The sequence below is a fragment of the Shewanella sp. SM23 genome, assembly GCF_025654295.1.
Taxonomy (GTDB): Bacteria; Pseudomonadota; Gammaproteobacteria; order Enterobacterales; family Shewanellaceae; genus Shewanella; species Shewanella oncorhynchi.
Window position 1 is genome coordinate 226,750 of the sequence record NZ_JAKKRM010000006.1, and the last position, 16,864, is coordinate 243,613.

Annotated in this window: 16 protein-coding genes; 9 read left to right on the plus strand and 7 right to left on the minus strand. The window is 44.5% G+C overall.

What is annotated here, in order from left to right; genetic code table 11:
• The first annotated feature begins 557 nt into the window (after window positions 1-557).
• Window positions 558-1,805: a sodium:proton antiporter NhaD gene (nhaD, locus tag L5L98_RS10455; protein WP_028760859.1), complete on the plus strand. Its 1,248-nt coding sequence runs from the start codon at window positions 558-560 to the stop codon at window positions 1,803-1,805.
• A gap of 107 nt (window positions 1,806-1,912) precedes the next feature.
• Here the strand turns inward: nhaD and L5L98_RS10460 are convergent, their stop codons facing one another.
• Complete coding sequence (locus tag L5L98_RS10460; protein WP_263140540.1) at window positions 1,913-2,995, minus strand: general secretion pathway protein GspB; 1,083 nt, start codon at window positions 2,993-2,995, stop codon at window positions 1,913-1,915.
• Window positions 2,995-4,668 (minus strand): ExeA family protein, encoded by a 1,674-nt coding sequence (locus L5L98_RS10465; RefSeq protein ID WP_263140543.1) that lies wholly within the window; start codon window positions 4,666-4,668, stop codon window positions 2,995-2,997. Before L5L98_RS10465 ends, L5L98_RS10460 begins: the two co-directional genes overlap by 1 nt.
• Window positions 4,669-4,846: 178 nt before the next feature.
• Between L5L98_RS10465 and L5L98_RS10470 the strand changes: the two genes are divergently transcribed.
• Window positions 4,847-6,097, plus strand: a complete 1,251-nt coding sequence (locus L5L98_RS10470; RefSeq protein WP_263140545.1) for a multifunctional CCA addition/repair protein — start codon at window positions 4,847-4,849, stop codon at window positions 6,095-6,097.
• Between the two features lie 233 nt (window positions 6,098-6,330).
• Window positions 6,331-6,597, plus strand: a complete 267-nt coding sequence (locus L5L98_RS10475) for an Lpp/OprI family alanine-zipper lipoprotein (protein WP_006080732.1) — start codon at window positions 6,331-6,333, stop codon at window positions 6,595-6,597.
• A 622-nt stretch (window positions 6,598-7,219) separates the two neighbouring features.
• Here the strand turns inward: L5L98_RS10475 and L5L98_RS10480 are convergent.
• The 4 genes from L5L98_RS10480 to folB form a co-directional block, all read right to left on the minus strand.
• Window positions 7,220-8,062, minus strand: coding sequence for a putative RNA methyltransferase (locus L5L98_RS10480; protein ID WP_168823472.1), 843 nt, complete (start codon window positions 8,060-8,062; stop codon window positions 7,220-7,222).
• A 118-nt stretch (window positions 8,063-8,180) separates the two neighbouring features.
• The gene (locus L5L98_RS10485; RefSeq protein ID WP_263140552.1) at window positions 8,181-8,981 is read right to left on the minus strand and encodes an undecaprenyl-diphosphate phosphatase; all 801 of its coding nucleotides are present in this window, start codon (window positions 8,979-8,981) and stop codon (window positions 8,181-8,183) included.
• An 18-nt stretch (window positions 8,982-8,999) separates the two neighbouring features.
• Window positions 9,000-9,503, minus strand: coding sequence for a 2-amino-4-hydroxy-6-hydroxymethyldihydropteridine diphosphokinase (gene folK / locus L5L98_RS10490; RefSeq protein WP_113940689.1), 504 nt, complete (start codon window positions 9,501-9,503; stop codon window positions 9,000-9,002).
• Window positions 9,504-9,571: 68 nt separating this feature from the next.
• Entirely contained in the window at window positions 9,572-9,922 is a 351-nt protein-coding gene (gene folB / locus L5L98_RS10495) for a dihydroneopterin aldolase (RefSeq protein ID WP_263140556.1), read from the minus strand.
• A 268-nt stretch (window positions 9,923-10,190) separates the two neighbouring features.
• On the opposite strand from folB, the gene plsY reads away from it, so the two are divergent.
• Window positions 10,191-10,802 (plus strand): glycerol-3-phosphate 1-O-acyltransferase PlsY, encoded by a 612-nt coding sequence (gene plsY, locus L5L98_RS10500; RefSeq protein WP_212599962.1) that lies wholly within the window; start codon window positions 10,191-10,193, stop codon window positions 10,800-10,802.
• A gap of 83 nt (window positions 10,803-10,885) precedes the next feature.
• Here plsY and tsaD read toward each other — a convergent pair whose 3' ends face one another.
• A complete protein-coding gene (gene tsaD, locus L5L98_RS10505) occupies window positions 10,886-11,902 on the minus strand; it encodes a tRNA (adenosine(37)-N6)-threonylcarbamoyltransferase complex transferase subunit TsaD (protein ID WP_131523062.1) in 1,017 nt (338 codons plus the stop codon).
• 215 nt (window positions 11,903-12,117) lie between these two features.
• Between tsaD and rpsU the strand changes: the two genes are divergently transcribed.
• The 5 genes from rpsU to L5L98_RS10530 all read left to right on the plus strand — a co-directional run.
• A complete protein-coding gene (gene rpsU, locus L5L98_RS10510) occupies window positions 12,118-12,333 on the plus strand; it encodes a 30S ribosomal protein S21 (RefSeq protein ID WP_006080725.1) in 216 nt (71 codons plus the stop codon).
• Window positions 12,334-12,339: 6 nt separating this feature from the next.
• On the plus strand, window positions 12,340-12,783 hold the full coding sequence (locus L5L98_RS10515; protein ID WP_028760869.1) for a GatB/YqeY domain-containing protein: 444 nt from the start codon (window positions 12,340-12,342) through the stop codon (window positions 12,781-12,783).
• Window positions 12,784-12,866: 83 nt separating this feature from the next.
• The gene (gene dnaG, locus L5L98_RS10520; RefSeq protein ID WP_263140579.1) at window positions 12,867-14,591 is read left to right on the plus strand and encodes a DNA primase; all 1,725 of its coding nucleotides are present in this window, start codon (window positions 12,867-12,869) and stop codon (window positions 14,589-14,591) included.
• Window positions 14,592-14,726: 135 nt separating this feature from the next.
• A complete protein-coding gene (rpoD, locus tag L5L98_RS10525; RefSeq protein ID WP_105249892.1) occupies window positions 14,727-16,565 on the plus strand; it encodes an RNA polymerase sigma factor RpoD in 1,839 nt (612 codons plus the stop codon).
• Window positions 16,566-16,721: 156 nt separating this feature from the next.
• A partial coding sequence (locus tag L5L98_RS10530) for a transposase (protein ID WP_263140584.1) occupies window positions 16,722-16,864 on the plus strand: 143 nt, incomplete at its 3' end.

Sequence of the window (16,864 nt, forward strand, 5' to 3'; positions counted from 1 at the left end):
AACCAAACGAGTGAGCCTAAAAGCAAAAGACTCCAGATAACAAATCTCATTTTCCTCTACTTCAAAAACACAATATCCAGTATTGATACCCAAACAAGCTCAAGACGCAGAATTCTGCAGGACTGAGTGCTAAGAGCACCCTACTTCCGAGTGGCACTCATTCAAAAAGCAAGCATTAAAAATGCCTGCCTACATAGGCATGACAATTCAGGAATAACGACCTGAATAAAAATTAATTGAAGAATATGCAAACTAACTGATTAGACTTTAATCGTAGATCTCACTTTTAACGCGGTAATCAAATCAAACAATACAGTTAATAACGCTACAATAATCACAATAACCAATATATAAAACTAATTAGCAACCCAAAAGCATGAGATAGACATCACAAAGAAGCATTAAATTGAGTTACAGCTAACAGTTGCGTTCTCTAGCCCATTATGTTCTGATCCGCACGCGCTAACACGGCTAGCTTAATTTAGCCTTGATATGCCCAATCTTTAGGTTGACTCAAGTCGCCCTACGACATCAAAACAGCAGTTGGAATTGCAGTTATGTTAAATACCTTTCTCATCTTACTGGCCGTGCTCGCATTGCTCAGTATTATTTTCGAAGAAGTGACCCACCTTAATAAAGCAAAAACCACCTTATTCTTTGGTTGTATCTCTTGGGTAGCGCTGTTTATGGCTGCAGGGGAACCGGCTAATGAGAAAATCGTTGCCCATCAGCTCAATGAAAATTTGCTCGAGATTGCCACACTTTGGCTCTTTCTGATGTCGACCATGACCTTCGTAGCATATTTGAATGCTAAGGGTATGATCCAAATCATGGTGCAAAAGCTGTTTCCGCAGAAAGTATCAGTGCGTATGTTAATGATCCAAGTCGCTCTATTTGCACTCGTGCTCTCAGCATTTTGTGATAACGTCACCGCGACGTTAGTGTCTTTAGGTTTATTAACCACCTTTAAACTCGATAAGCAAATGCGCCGTAGAATGGCAGTGTTGATTATCTTCGCGGTGAACTCAGGCGGTGTAGCCCTGATCACTGGCGATGTGACGACACTGATGATCTTCTTAGCTGGACATGTGCATATGTCTGAACTATTGATGTTGTTTATCCCTTCAGCCGTCAGCGTGATTTTACTGGCAACCCTATTCTCACTCAAAGCCGAAGGTGTTGTGAGCACGACGCCAATCAAACATACTTATCAAACCGTTGATGTATTGATTGCCCTCGTCTTCTTCTGCACCATTTTAATGACCATGCTACTCAACATATTGTTTGGTATCCCGCCAGTGTTAACCTTCTTAACGGGTCTATCAATTATGTTCCTGATTGGCCATACCACGCGCAGTGATAAAGAAGAAATCAAGATCCTAGAGTATATTCGCCAAGTTGAATACGACACCCTGTTGTTCTTCTTAGGTATTTTACTGCTCGTTGGTATGCTTAAAGAAATTGGCACCTTAGACATGTTGACTGAAGCTTATACTCAGTTTAATCCAAACATCTCTAACTTCGTCACGGGTATGGGCTCAGCCTTAATTGATAACGTACCGCTAACGGCGGCATTGTTAAAAGCCAATCCAGTACTGAGTACTCCTGAATGGCTTGGCTTGACTTACAGCGTCGGAGTCGGTGGTTCACTGCTGATTATCGGTTCAGCATCAGGTATTGTAGCCATGAGTAAAGTGAAAGAACTGACTTTTGTGAGCTACTTGAAATATGTTCCTGCACTTTTCCTCTGCTACAGCGTCGGTTACGCACTGACCCTATTCTTAGCCAACAGACTGTTTGATTAAGTTGAGATTGGCTAAGATCAAAAAAGGCGCCTAGTGCGCCTTTTTTATCAACGACTTATTTATTGTTACCACAAATAACCGCTAGCATGACTTATCGTAATACCTGATTAGATTGCGGGCACCTTAAACTGGGTTCCTTGAATATCTAATACTATGTCCCTTGGACGAATAGAGATGATTTTCAGCTTACCAGCAATCATATCCCCTTCTTGTAACTCGGCACCGTCTACATTCAGCCATCTCTGGGCAGGGTCGCTGGAATAAACATGAGCAACGATATTAAATTCAGGCACTTGCAATTGCAGACCTGCAGGTAATTGGCCGTATTTCGGAATTTCATCCGCAGCAGTTTTAGGAATAGGATCTAATTTAGCTTCAGTGACATTCGTCTCTGCAGCATTAACATATTCCACATCCTTTAATGCATTTTGAAAGGAAGCCACTAACTTATCTTCATCGCGACTTTTATTGGTCTCTAAACCGACATCTTCCGCCGCGGCACTGACTTGCTGACGCAGGGCTTCAAGACTCGCTAGACCAGACTCATTGGCATTAGCACCTAACATCATAGGCTGCTGTGCTTGCGTCTCTGCTGGCACAACCGCTTCCTGACTTGCCGCATCGACTTGGGCTGACGTCGACATATAATCTGCGTAGCTTGAATCACTAAAACCCGAATTGCTATCCCTTTGAGCCGGCATGCCAACAGAATTGGTCGTTATATTCGCGCTAGCATTCATTTGAGGCACATTTGATACTACAGTCTCAGCCTGAAATTGCGGCGATACCGTTAGCTCGGGTAAAGTCTGCGTCCGAGGAAGCGCCACTTTCCCAGCAAGCCGAACACCTGAAGCAGCCCTGGGCTCAACTTGGAGCTCAGAGGCAGCTCCTACCGTAGACTGAAGCTCATTTTTAATCGCAGTCGAAGCGGGCAATGATGAAGTTGATGGTAGTACGTTAGCCACTGCCACAGTATCACTTTGGGGAGGTCGAGTTTTATCCCAAACGCTTAATCCCCAAGCCACACCAATTCCTGCGGCAACTGCAACGACTAATATAGACAGTTTTCCTATCGGCACACCCGATTTACGTGGCTGTGGATAATTCGCCCTTGGCGTCATCACAGCATCAGGTAACGGTGATTGTTGCTGTTGTTTATTGCGGGTTACGGCATCGAGTAAAATGGACATCAGCTGCGCGCCCCATCATCAGTTAACCGTGGGCCTTGCTGACTTAAATACAAATTTAATCTCACTAATGTTTGATTCCCTGCAATACCATCGGCTTTTAATCCATGCTGACTTTGGAAGGTTTTAAGATCATTTTCCAATTGCACATCAAATTGATTAACCCGACGGGGGCTACGACCATTCACATGGGCTAACGCATTCTCTAACCACTGTAATTGACCAGGACTCGATTTTTGACTGATATCCATCATAGGCAAATTAGGTGCTTGCCATAATATTTCGAAGGTGCCACTGAAATGTTGATTAAACCAAGCTCTATCAACCCAAAGTTGCTGCTCACCCAGTTGCATCAGTAATTGTTCCCCCTCTACCGCAAGCACTGCACCATAAAAATCTTGTTGCTTGTCATCAACCAAATACACGACAGCCGGATAATTAAGCCGAGTCAGTGACATCCAGTTACCCTGCTGTTGATAGCAAGCTAATCCTTGCTCAACCGCCGATTGGCAAGCCGTCAAGCCTTTATAGGGCACTTTGCCCCACACGCTAAACAAACCTGCAAAAGCAGTATCGATATTGCGACTCTGATTAATCGCCTCGTTTAACAGACGTTGATTAGGATCGGGAATGGAAGTCTGACCGCTTGGTTGATTAGTCGGTTTTACTGACTTATCAGCGACGCCTTCACCACCCAAGGTTTGAGCATTTAATGACGCCACATTTGTTGGCACAGACTCAGTAACCAAATTGGACGCTGGCGCCGTATTGACTGACTTATCAGTAAATAACCAATAAGACACACCAAACGCAACACATAACGCCGCAGCGGTTGCTGTCGGCCACAAATACCTATTTTGAGTCGGTTCTTCTTCACCTAATACTTCAGCCGCGGCTTGCCGCACCATATGATGATCTATGGGCACCCGCGATTGTGCATAGCCTGCCATCAGTGAACGTTCACATAAGAGGTTAATTAATCGAGGGATGCCGCCACTGTATTTCTGCAAAACGTTAACGGCTTTACGGGTGAATAAAGGCTCAAACCGCCCTGCCACCTGCAAACGATGCAGCACATAGAGGGCGATTTCATCTTCATTGAGCGGCAATAAATGATAACGAGCCGTGATCCGCTGGGCTAACTGACGCAATTCTTGGCGCTTCAATAACAGCTGTAATTCCGGCTGACCGATTAAAATCACCTGCAGTAACTTCTTAGTGTCCGTCTCCAAATTAGTCAGAAGACGCAATTGCTCCAGCACCTCAGGACGTAAATGCTGTGCTTCATCGATAATGAGCACGGTATTACGACCTTTGCTGTGATTCGCCAGTAAAAAACGGCTCAAGTGATCAGTCAATTGCTTGAGTGTAGGATTATCGCCGTAGGAAATCTTAAGCTCATCACAAAGCGTTGCGAGTAATTCAAGCTCAGTTAACGACGGATTAAGGATAAAAGCAGTATCGGTATTGTCGGGCAATTGCCCAAGCAAACAACGAGATACTGTTGTTTTACCCGTACCGACTTCCCCTGTTAACAACACAAAGCCGCCCGTTTCCCCTAACCCATAGGTTAAATGGGCTAACGCCTCTCTGTGCCTATCACTCAGAAACAAATAATGGGGATTGGGTGCAATTGAAAAAGGGTTATCGCTGAGTCCGTAAAAGGCCTTGTACATACCACCAATCATCCTAATTTAAAAATAACGCCCCACGTTAAAGCGTCCCAATGTTATTGTCAAAATATCTGCAACATCAATGTGACAGATAAGTGCGCAAATATCTCGCGACGACTTTATCCATCATCTTAATGAGCGTGATAAGCTATGTTCATGACACATTAGCCGAATCTTGCCTGTGAAAATATATCTCGTCGGCGGTGCTGTACGTGACAGCCTGCTCAATCTTCCCATTAAAGATAAAGATTACCTTGTCGTTGGAGCAACACCAGAACAAATGCTGCAACAGGGTTACCGCCAAGTGGGTAAAGATTTCCCCGTATTTCTACATCCCAAAAATCAACAAGAATATGCTTTAGCCCGAACCGAACGAAAAATTGGTCTGGGTTATGGTGGTTTTAGCTGCCACGCCAGCCCTGATGTGACTTTAGAACAAGATTTGTTGCGCCGAGATCTAACCATCAATGCGATCGCCCAAGATGAAAAGGGCAACTTATATGATCCTTTTAATGGTATTGAGGATATTAACGCGCGCCTGTTACGCCATGTGTCGGATGCTTTCGTTGAAGATCCACTGCGAGTGTTACGCGTCGCCCGCTTTGCCGCAAGGTTTCATGCCTTAGGATTTCAAATTGCCGCAGAAACCCTGGCACTGATGCGTCAAATTAGCGCAAGCAATGAGCTTAGCGCTTTAACGGCGGAGCGAGTTTGGCAAGAAGTTGATAAAAGTTTAGGCGGACCTCACCCAGAGGTCTTTTTTGAGGTACTGCACCAATGTGCCGCACTCGAAGTCCTGTTCCCTGAAATTCACGCCTTATTTGGCATACCTCAACCTGAAAAATGGCATCCTGAAATAGATACTGGCGTGCATACCTTAATGGTGCTCGCTCAAGCCGCACTGCTCACTGAGGATAAAAGCGTTCGGTTTGCCGCCCTAGTGCATGATTTAGGTAAAGCACTGAGTCCAAAAGAGCATTTACCAAAGCATCACGGCCACGGCCAAAAAGGCTTGCCACTCATAAAAGCCCTCTGTACACGTTTACGAGTACCGAATGAGGCACGCGATCTGGCGTTGCTCGTCAGCGACCAACATCAGAACGTCCATCAGGCATTCGAGCTCAGAGCCGAAACTATCGTTAAAATATTCGATAAAGCTGACTTTTGGCGTAAACCAGAGCGCTTAACGCAACTTATATTAGCTTGCACCGCAGATATGCGCGGCCGCACAGGATTTGAAAACATCCCATATCCTCAGGGAGAGTATTTAACTCAGTGCTTCACTGTCGCCAATAATGTCGATATTGCCGCCATCATTGCCACTGGTTTCCAAGGCGCAGAGATAAAACAAGCCTTAAATTTACATCGAGTTGAAGCCGTCAGTCAGTTTAAACAAAAAATGCAAACAAAACTGCCGATGGACAACCATTAATTTGTAAAGGATTTGTAAGTCGTGCATCACTGCATGGTGAATAATGCCCCTTTTTACGATTAGAAATGTCGATATCACATAGAAAAAAAGCTTTTAAAAAAAATTTATATGCCTATAGTGGTTAAACACATTAATATTCGTAGCAAATTAAAATAGCTATGTCATAATTAGGCAGTTTCGCTTACAAAGTAACGAAACATTCAAATCCAACCTATTTTAAGGGATTTTTTACAATGAACAAAAAAGTACTGATGATTGCTGGTTTAGCAATGACTGCCCTACTAGGTGGTTGCGCGAACACTACTGCTCTGGAAGAAAGCGTTGCAACTCTGGGCAACAAAGTTGATCAATTGTCAGCTGATGTTGGTTCTCTGAAATCAGAGCAAAGCAAACTGTCTGCAGACGTTAAAGATGCAAAAGCAGCATCTATGGACGCACAAGCAGAAGCTAAACGCGCAAACGACCGTTTAGACAACGTTGCTTCTCGTTACAAGAAGTAATGAAAGGTAATTTAGCTTACTATTTAGTAAGTTAAGACAAAAGGCTTAAGAAAGATGAAAGCGATAAGCACATCAATCTAAGCCTTTTTTTATACCTACAATTCAAGATTGCCATGCAAAGAATAGCGAATGCGGCAATACAAAATCGCTAAATTGATTTTAAACTTCCAAAGACATGTTAAAGGCGATTCGCCTACCTCCCCCCTAAAAGTTAGCCTTGGCATACTTCTGTATAAACGAGTGCTATCCCTCTTTTAAATAAAGTCGCGTTATTAATCTAAACTTCTCGTTTGCGTTTTTAAGCATCCCTAACAATCAGCCTCATTTATCATAAAAAATGTATTCATGGGAAATGAAAGCTATTAATTTAAAGCACAGCTATAGATAAAAAAATCGAGGCTATATGGGAAACAAAGGCAATAAGAAGGTTGTATTTGTCACTGAACAAATAGGCCTAAAGTTAAAAATAATAACACCTTCAGCCTATCCAACATAAAAATTACATAAAAACGTCAAACAGAATCATAGACTTGAGTAATATAGCCTTTTAAAACATCAAAAAACCATCTAGCTAAGCCTATGAATTGTTTTAAAATTAACCGCATCGACTGCAAGTTTTAACCTATAGCGATTCACTCACGCGTTTATGTGCTAAGACTAATACATAGTCAATTTCTAGCGACTCAAAATGATTAGCTTGAATATCGTGTTTCATCTTGTCAGTTGCACGCCACGCATAGGGTGCCATATCCAATAACGTTAATGCCTGTTCACCTGTAACTGATAAAGTAAAGCGCAGTGACTGAGTTTCTTTTACCAATAATGCTGAGGGTAAATTCACTTGGAAAGGTTTTTCAGCCAAGTCGGAATAAATATATTCTCTGAGTTGCCATAGATGTCGTGGCCCAGGCATAACCAGTAACATGGTCCCATCATCTTTCAATACCCTGACAGACTCTTTTCCCTTTAACGGCCTATCAATAACAGTAATAAAATCCACACAATTATCGGCAAAGGGTAATTTTTTAGAAGAGCTTAAACACAAGATCCCAGGAGTCTGCGCTTTTGCTGCAGCAAAAATAGCATTTTCTGCGTCTGCTACACCCACGTACTGGACGTTTCGCGGATTTTCGACCTCTGCCAACTTGGAAGCTAAAGCACGCAAATAGAAGCCCTCAGCGCATTCATAATCCAATAAACAAGCGTCAGGCTTGATAGAGCCGGTGATTATCTCAGCCAATTTATCGATTAAAGGCGAAAAGATGCCTGATTCGAGAAGAAAACGCTTAGCCCTAACTTGCTCGCGCGAATCCCCTGTCGGCTTTTGGCGTTGTGGTTTAGTAAAAACCCAATAACCTTGCTCATTTCGATCAAAATGATGCTTATTTGCACAATAAAAACCTTGGGAGGCTTTGTGTTGTTTTAACGCAAGTCCGCAGGTTGGACACTGATATTCGAGACCCATATAAAGCTCCAAAAATAAGTTAAGCTTCAGAAAAATGAGGAAGCTCCAAAAACAAAAATCGGGTACTTGACCCGATTCTATTATTCATAATTTCACTATGATGACTAAGCTGGAATGACTACAAAAAAATAAATCCACACAGCACAGCACCCAGTGCCAAACGGTAAATAACAAACGGGGTCATTCCCATGCGGCTGATGATTTTCAAGAAATAGTGAATACATGCATAAGCTGCAACAAAGGAAATCAAAGTGCCTAAGATCAATGCTTGATAATCAATTGGCAGCGCGCTTTCCGCCAAATCTTTACCGACTAAAATTGCCGCGCCTAAGCTCACAGGCACTGACATTAAGAATGAAAAGCGAGCCGCAGCATCTCGACTCAAACCTAGCATTAGCGCCGCTGTCATAGTGGCGCCAGAACGTGAAGTTCCAGGGATTAAGGCAAGCGCCTGCGCGAAACCAATTAACAAGGCTTTGCGCCATCCAGTCTGATAGATTGTTAAATCGCGGCGCGACATCTTATCTGCCCACCACAATAATAAACCAAAAACGACTGTCGTGACCGCGATAACTTCTGTATTACGTAGGTGAGTTGCAATAAAATCCTTAGCCATAAAACCAAAAAATACAGCGGGTAACGTCGCCAGAATAATCCACCATGCCAGCTTGCTGTCTTCGGATTGCTGACCTTTAAAAATGCTTGCAATCCAAGCATTAAACATAGTCCATAACTCGTGTCTAAAATAAATCACCACAGCAAATAACGACCCCGTATTCACCGCCACGTCGAATGACAAACCTTGATCTTCCCAGCCTAAAAGCTGAGCAGGCAGAATTAAGTGGGCAGAACTAGAAATAGGCAAAAACTCAGTTAGCCCTTGAATAAGCGCTAAAATAATGACCTGAAACGTATCCATGACAATCCTATCAATAAATTAAAACGTCAGCCCTTGGGGCCATTCAAACATCACAGGCCAAAGTCGCTGTGATTCTTTATCATACTCTTGCCACAAACTGGCATAGCTTTTATCAACCACAGGATGAATCAATTCCGGCGCTAACTCGGCTAATGGCCATAGCACAAAGGCATTATTAACTATCTCTGCACGGGGGAGCGTAACGGGCGTTTCACATACCACATGGTCATAAAGCAGCAGGTCTAAATCTAAAGTTCTTGGGCTAAACTTCTTCGCCCCGACAAGCCGGCCGTGATTCTGCTCGATTTGCTTAAACTGCGCAACTACCGCAGCAATATTAAGGTCAGTTTCAGCACTAGCAACCATATTCAGAAAGTTAGTGCCACTAAAACCTACCGCTTCACTTTCATACATAGAAGATAGGCGCAGCGGCCCAAAACACGCTCGCAGTGATATTAATCCCGCTTGCAAATGCTGTTCAGGCTCGATATTACTACCTAGACTGATATAAATACGTGCCATGCAATGTCCAATTTATCTGAAGATAAACATGATTTCTTAATCAACAGTCGAGTTGATCAAACTCTTATCTAACGTGAACGCTCTATCTCAACGCCAACCGACGCTGCAGTGGCTACAGCCCCCGGCTTCATCACGACAACTTTCACCCAAGTCACGTTAAATTCTTGAAGTAAGCAATCCGCTACGCGCTCGGCAACCGTTTCAATTAACTCGATTGGATGCTCAGTAATAAGTTCTGTTAATCGATTGGAAACTGTCTCATAGCAAAGCGCATATTGATAATCGTCTGTCGCAGCGGCTGGTTTGTTATCCCACGCCATATCTATATCTAGCAACAGGCTCTGATGGATTGTCTTTTCCCACTCATAGACACCAATCACAGTATCGACGCGTAATTGCCGTATAAGTACTTTATCCATGCTTTCTCCAACTAACTTACTACTATGAGGTCTGATAAGCTAAAAGCGATCCTAGCTGTATAATCCGCAATCTTCTGACAGATAACTAATTTGCTTTCTACTCGAGCCAATCCACAGTAGGATAACGCCCTAAAAGGATTTGCTCATTCAGAAAATATCTCAACCTCAAATGGGCGAGTTATTCCACAAACCTATAGCGGGATTGACAACTGAGTCAGCTTTTTAAATTGTTGCGCGATAATACCTTAAGACGCGTAAGGAAACCAATGTGAGTCCATTAACACTGACACTTTTGATGATTTTGGCCGCCTATTTGGCAGGTTCAATCTCGAGTGCTGTGCTGGTTTGTAGAATGAGGGGTTTACCCGATCCAAGATTACAGGGTTCAGGTAATCCGGGAGCCACCAATGTACTGCGAATTGGCGGCGCGAGTTCGGCTGCCATGGTGTTGTTTTTCGACATGCTCAAAGGCGCCCTACCATCTTATTTAGCCTATCTGATGGGCATAGATGCAGTCTCACTCGGACTTATCGCTATCGCCGCCTGCCTTGGGCATATTTATCCCATATTTTTTGGATTTAAGGGGGGGAAAGGTGTCGCAACAGCTTTTGGTGCTATGGCGCCTATTGGCGATGATTTAGCCATTTGCTTAATGGCATCTTGGATTGTCCTACTCTTAATTAGCCGCTACTCGTCCCTTGCAGCCATTCTGACGGCCTTACTTGCACCACTTTATACTTGGTGGTTAGACGACAGATTTACCATTCCCGTTGCCATGCTATCGACGCTTATCATTATTCGTCATAAAGACAATATCCAACGGTTACTTAAAGGTGAAGAGTCCAAAGTTTCACGTAAAAAAACACCTAAAAAATCTTAATGTGACAACATTATCCCAATAAAAAACTGCGCTATAAGCGCAGTTTTTTTGTCTCAACATAACCTATCAACATCAAAGGCGTTTTATGCCACAGGTGGCAAGGTATCTAACGGCCATCTTGGCTGACCTTTTACCGCCAAATCTTCGTGCTGCCCTGCCTTTAAACGCTGCAATCCTGCAAAGGCAATCATAGCGCCGTTATCGGTACAAAACTCACCACGGGGATAAAATACTTGTCCACCAAGCGAGCTCATCATTTCAGCCAAGGTTTCTCTTAAGCGCGTATTCGCACTCACGCCACCGGCGATCACTAAGCGGTTATAGCCTGTTTGCTTCAGTGCACGGCGACATTTAATCGCTAGCGTATCAACCACCGCTTCTTCAAAAGCACGAGCAATATTGGCTCGAGTCTGTTCATCGTCAGGTTCGGCAGCAATGGTATTTGCGGTAAAGGTTTTTAGACCCGAAAAGCTAAAATCGAGTCCAGGTCTATCGGTCATAGGCCGCGGAAACTTATACCCTGCAGGTAAACCTTTAGCAGCAAGCTTTGCTAAACGCGGACCGCCGGGGTAATCCAAGCCCATTAACTTAGCTGTTTTATCAAACGCTTCACCCGCAGCATCATCAACAGACTCGCCTAATACTTCATAGCGGCCAATTCCATCGACTTTAACCAACATAGAATGGCCACCAGAGACCAATAAGGCCACAAATGGGAACTCGGGCGCGTCATCTTCAAGCATAGGCGCCAGTAGATGTCCTTCCATATGATGTACACCAATAGCAGGCTTGTCCCAAGCAAACGCCAGTGACCGCCCCACACAAGCGCCAACAAGCAAAGCACCAATCAAGCCAGGCCCCTTGGTATAGGCAATCCCATCGAGATCAGCAATTTCAGTATTCGCATCTTTCAGCGCTTGACGAATAAGCGGCACAATTTTGCGTACATGGTCACGCGACGCCAACTCAGGCACCACACCACCATAGTCAGCATGCAGCTTAACCTGACTGTATAAAGTGTGCGATAATAAGCCCAGTTCATCGTCATAGACGGCGATACCTGTCTCGTCACAGGATGTTTCAATACCTAAAACCCGCATGGTGTCTCATCAATTGCTAACTAAAGGGCGCCAATTCTACCTGCAAGCGCTCGATTACTCCAGTCGCGCAGGCCATATTGAGTCCACTATAGGACTGAGCTCAGTTTTAGGGCTTTACAAGCCTAGGTGTCTCGGTATAAAATTCCGCACCATTTTAAATAGACTTGGTTCGAGCAATTGAACCAGAACAACCTACACCTAAGGGGTGATGGCGTATGCCAATTATTAAAGTACGTGAAAACGAACCATTCGACGTAGCTCTGCGTCGTTTCAAGCGCTCTTGTGAAAAAGCTGGTATTTTAGCCGACGTGCGTGCTCGTGAATTCTACGAGAAGCCAACTACTGCACGTAAGCGCGCAAAAGCAGCTGCAGTTAAACGTTTAGCTAAGAAGCTTTCTCGCGAAAACGCACGTCGCGTACGTTTATATTAATCTCATATGAGCCTAATTGATCAGCTAAAAGACCATATGAAACAGGCCATGATCGCCAAAGAGAAGGCGCGCTTGAGCACTATTCGTATGGCATTAGCCGCCATCAAACAGATTGAAGTGGATACCCGCGAATCTCTGACTGATGAACAGGTTATAGCGGTCTTAACCAAAATGGTGAAACAACGTCGTGACTCGATTGCTCAATTTGAAGCAGCGGGTCGTAACGAGTTGGCCGACGTGGAAGCAGCAGAGATTCAAGTTATTGAAGCTTTCCTGCCTACCCCTCTCACAGAGGCGGAAATCGCGGCGCTCATCGATGCAACTATTGTAGAAGTAGGTGCATCCGCCATGGCGGATATGGGCAAAGTAATGGGAGCATTGAAATCTAAAGTGCAAGGACGTGCAGACATGGGCGCTATCGGCGCTATGATCCGTGCTAAATTGCAATAATTAGCGTTTCACTGTATGAACAAGCCGTGCCTATGCGCGGCTTGTTTGTTTAAATTCGCGCAAGGCGGGATTTTAAGCACTCAATGGCAATACCTCGTGATTTTATCAATGAGCTAATCGCTCGCACTGACATAGTCGAACTTATCGATCGTAAGGTGCCCTTGAAAAAGGCGGGTAAGAACTACTCGGCCTGTTGTCCTTTTCATAGCGAAAAATCACCTTCGTTTACCGTCAGCCGTGATAAACAGTTCTATCATTGCTTTGGCTGCGGTGCTCACGGCAACGCCATCGATTTTGTGATGGAGTATGACCGACTCGATTTTATTGATGCCATTGAAGATTTGGCGGGCCAACTTGGATTAGAGGTTCCCAGAGAACAAGGCACAGGCAAGCGACATGATGACGGTTTAAGTCGTGACTTATATCAACTCATGGAAGAAGCGAGCCTTTACTTTCAAAACCAACTTAGACAACACCAAGATAAACAAAAAGTTATCGATTATCTTGCCTATCGCGGTTTATCCGATGATGTAGTAGAACATTTTGGTATTGGCTTTGCGCCAGACGGTTGGGATGGCTTATTGGGCCGCTATCGTCAGAATCAAGATGCGCAGGATAAGTTACTGACTGCGGGTATGTTAATTAGCAACGACAGTGGGAAACGTTACGACAGATTTCGTGACCGCCTCATGTTTCCTATCCGCGACAGGCGCGGACGAGTCATTGGTTTTGGTGGCAGAGTTTTAGGTGATGGCACACCCAAATACTTGAATTCTCCAGAAACGCCCATATTTCATAAGGGCAATGAGCTTTATGGTCTCTATGAACTAAAGCAGCGCTATCGCGATCCAGACAAAGTACTGATCGTTGAAGGCTATATGGATGTGGTGGCATTGGCGCAATTTGGCGTCGATTATGCTGTCGCATCATTAGGCACCTCGACCACAGCAGAGCAATTTCAGCTTTTGCTGCGCAGCGCTAAAGAAGTGATTTGCTGTTACGACGGTGACAGAGCGGGTACTGAAGCGGCATGGCGCGCCTTAGAAACAGCATTGCCATTATTAAAGCCGGGCGATCAAGTGCGATTTATGTTCCTGCCTCAGGAAGAAGATCCTGATTCTATGGTACGTAAAATTGGTAAAGATGCATTTGAAACCTTAATGGACTCTGCCATTGCACTACCCGAGTTTCTATTTGACACGTTAGCGACAAAATACGGTACAGATAAAGGCAACTTAGCGAAACAAGCTTTTATCTTAATTGAAAAAATTCAAGACACTGTGCTGCAAAATTTACTGCTTGAGAACTTAGCTCACAAGTTAGGAATGAACAGCTCAGAAGATATGAAAAAGAAGCTAGGCTTTAGCGTGAAACAAGCTAAACCAATGGCAAGTAAAGGATTAAAAGGACGCGGAACACCATTGCGACTCGCCATCGCACTGTTAGTACAACATCCTAAACTGGGTATGGGTTTACCACCACAACCCGCACTCGCCCACTTGCAGATGCCAGGCATAGAATTGCTGCCACTGTTATTGGAGATGACTCGAGAGCAAACGTTAAACAGCGCACAACTACTTGAACAATTCCGAGAGCACCCCTACAGCGGCACTCTCCATAAATTGGCCCAATGGGACCATCAAGTGGCGGATGAAAACTTGCTCGAAAAGTTTAAACAAACCCTGGTTTGGTTGAACAATCAATATATTGAACAACGATATCAGGAATTGAGTCTAAAGCAGACTCATACAAAAGAAGAGAAGATGCAGCTCTCGAAGCTGATCTCAGTCATGAAAGGGTTAAACTGAGGCAAAAATGTCCTCATTCGCTACCCCAGTGACTAGCACAGATATGTGCACACGGCTATAATTGACGATTTGCGCGGCACTTGGCTTATGCTAAGTGTCCGTCGTTGTAACAGTTTCCCAACTTGGATGATATCTATGGATCATACTCCGCAGTCGCAACTTAAGCTGTTGCTTGCCAAAGGTAAAGAGCAAGGTTACTTAACCTATGCAGAAGTGAACGATCACTTACCTGCAGACATGGTCGATTCTGACCAGATCGAAGATATTATCCAGATGATAAATGACATGGGTATCCGGGTGTTCGAAGAAGCCCCCGATGCCGATGACATGATGATGTCGGAAGACAACACAGACGAAGATGCAGCAGAAGAAGCCGCCGCAGCACTGGCAACAGTAGAAAGCGAACTTGGCCGCACAACCGATCCCGTACGCATGTACATGCGTGAAATGGGTACCGTTGAGCTTCTGACCCGCGAAGGCGAAATTGTTATCGCCAAACGCATCGAAGAAGGCATCAACACAGTTCAAAGTTCAGTCGCCGAATACCCACAAGCGATCGCTATGATCCTTGAGCAATTCGACCAATTTGAAGCCGACGAACTGCGCTTATCTGATATTATCTCTGGATTTGTAAACCCGGACGAAGATGACGTCGCCCCGACCGCCACTCACATCGGCTCAGAATTATCTGAAGAAGAGCTGGACGATGAAGATGACGAAGAGGATGACGATGACAGCGAAGATGAAGAAGAAGGCAACAAAGGGCCTGATCCTGAAGAAGCTCGTGAAAGATTCGGTCAACTCAGAGCCGCTTACGAAAGCGCACTGAAAATTATCGAAGCTAAGGGCCGTGAACACCCTGAATCGGTAAAAGCCCTCTTCGAAATCGGCGAAATCTTCAAAGAATTCCGCTTAGTGCCTAAGCAGTTTGACCGTTTAGTCAAAAGCATGCGCACTATGATGGACCGCGTGCGTGTTCAAGAACGTTTAGTATTAAAACTGTGCGTTGAACAAGCCAAAATGCCGAAGAAAAACTTCGTCAAATTCTTCACGGGCAACGAAACCAACCTCGATTGGTTCAACACTGAGAAAGCCTCAACGAAACCTTATGCCGAAGGCCTAAGAATGGTTGAAGATGACGTCATTCGTTGTCGTACCAAGCTTGCAGCAGTTGAAGAAGAAACCGGCTTAGCAATTTCTGCCATAAAAGACATCAACCGTCGTATGTCAATCGGTGAAGCCAAAGCTCGCCGTGCGAAGAAAGAAATGGTTGAAGCCAACTTACGTCTGGTAATTTCTATCGCGAAGAAATACACCAACCGTGGTCTGCAATTCTTGGACTTAATCCAAGAAGGTAACATTGGCTTAATGAAAGCCGTGGATAAATTCGAATACCGTCGTGGTTACAAATTTTCGACCTATGCTACTTGGTGGATCCGTCAGGCGATTACTCGCTCTATTGCCGACCAAGCGCGCACGATTCGTATTCCAGTACATATGATCGAAACGATCAACAAGCTGAACCGTATCTCTCGCCAAATGCTACAGGAAATGGGCCGTGAGCCTTCACCTGAAGAACTGGCTGAGCGTATGATGATGCCGGAAGATAAGATCCGTAAGGTACTGAAAATCGCTAAAGAACCTATCTCCATGGAAACCCCAATCGGTGACGATGAAGATTCGCATTTAGGTGATTTTATCGAGGATACAACCCTCGAATTACCACTGGATTCAGCGACCAGCGAAAGCTTGAAAAACGCCACTCACGAAGTGTTAGCAGGTCTAACCGCCCGTGAAGCGAAAGTACTGCGTATGCGTTTTGGTATCGATATGAACACTGACCACACACTTGAAGAAGTGGGTAAACAGTTCGACGTGACCCGTGAACGTATTCGTCAGATTGAAGCTAAGGCACTGCGCAAACTGCGTCACCCTTCACGCTCAGAAATCTTAAAATCGTTCCTAGATGAATAGGCTGTTAAAAGCCTAAAGTAATCTAAGTAAGATTTGAAGCCCTGCCCATGCCTGTCTCTTCTACACAAATCCCTCGGTTTGCCCCGGGGGATTTTTTTGAACCATTTTTAATTAACCTGATCTGATCCTGACCTTTTGTTTCAGATACCACATGCCATGTTTTTAAGTGAACCATCACTCTGGGCACAGAGCATTTTTCAGCGCGCAAAATTAGGGGATGTACGAAGGACCAAACGGCTTGTACAGTTGGCGGCTCAACTTGCAGCTCATACAGGACAATCTATCGTGCAATCTCTTTC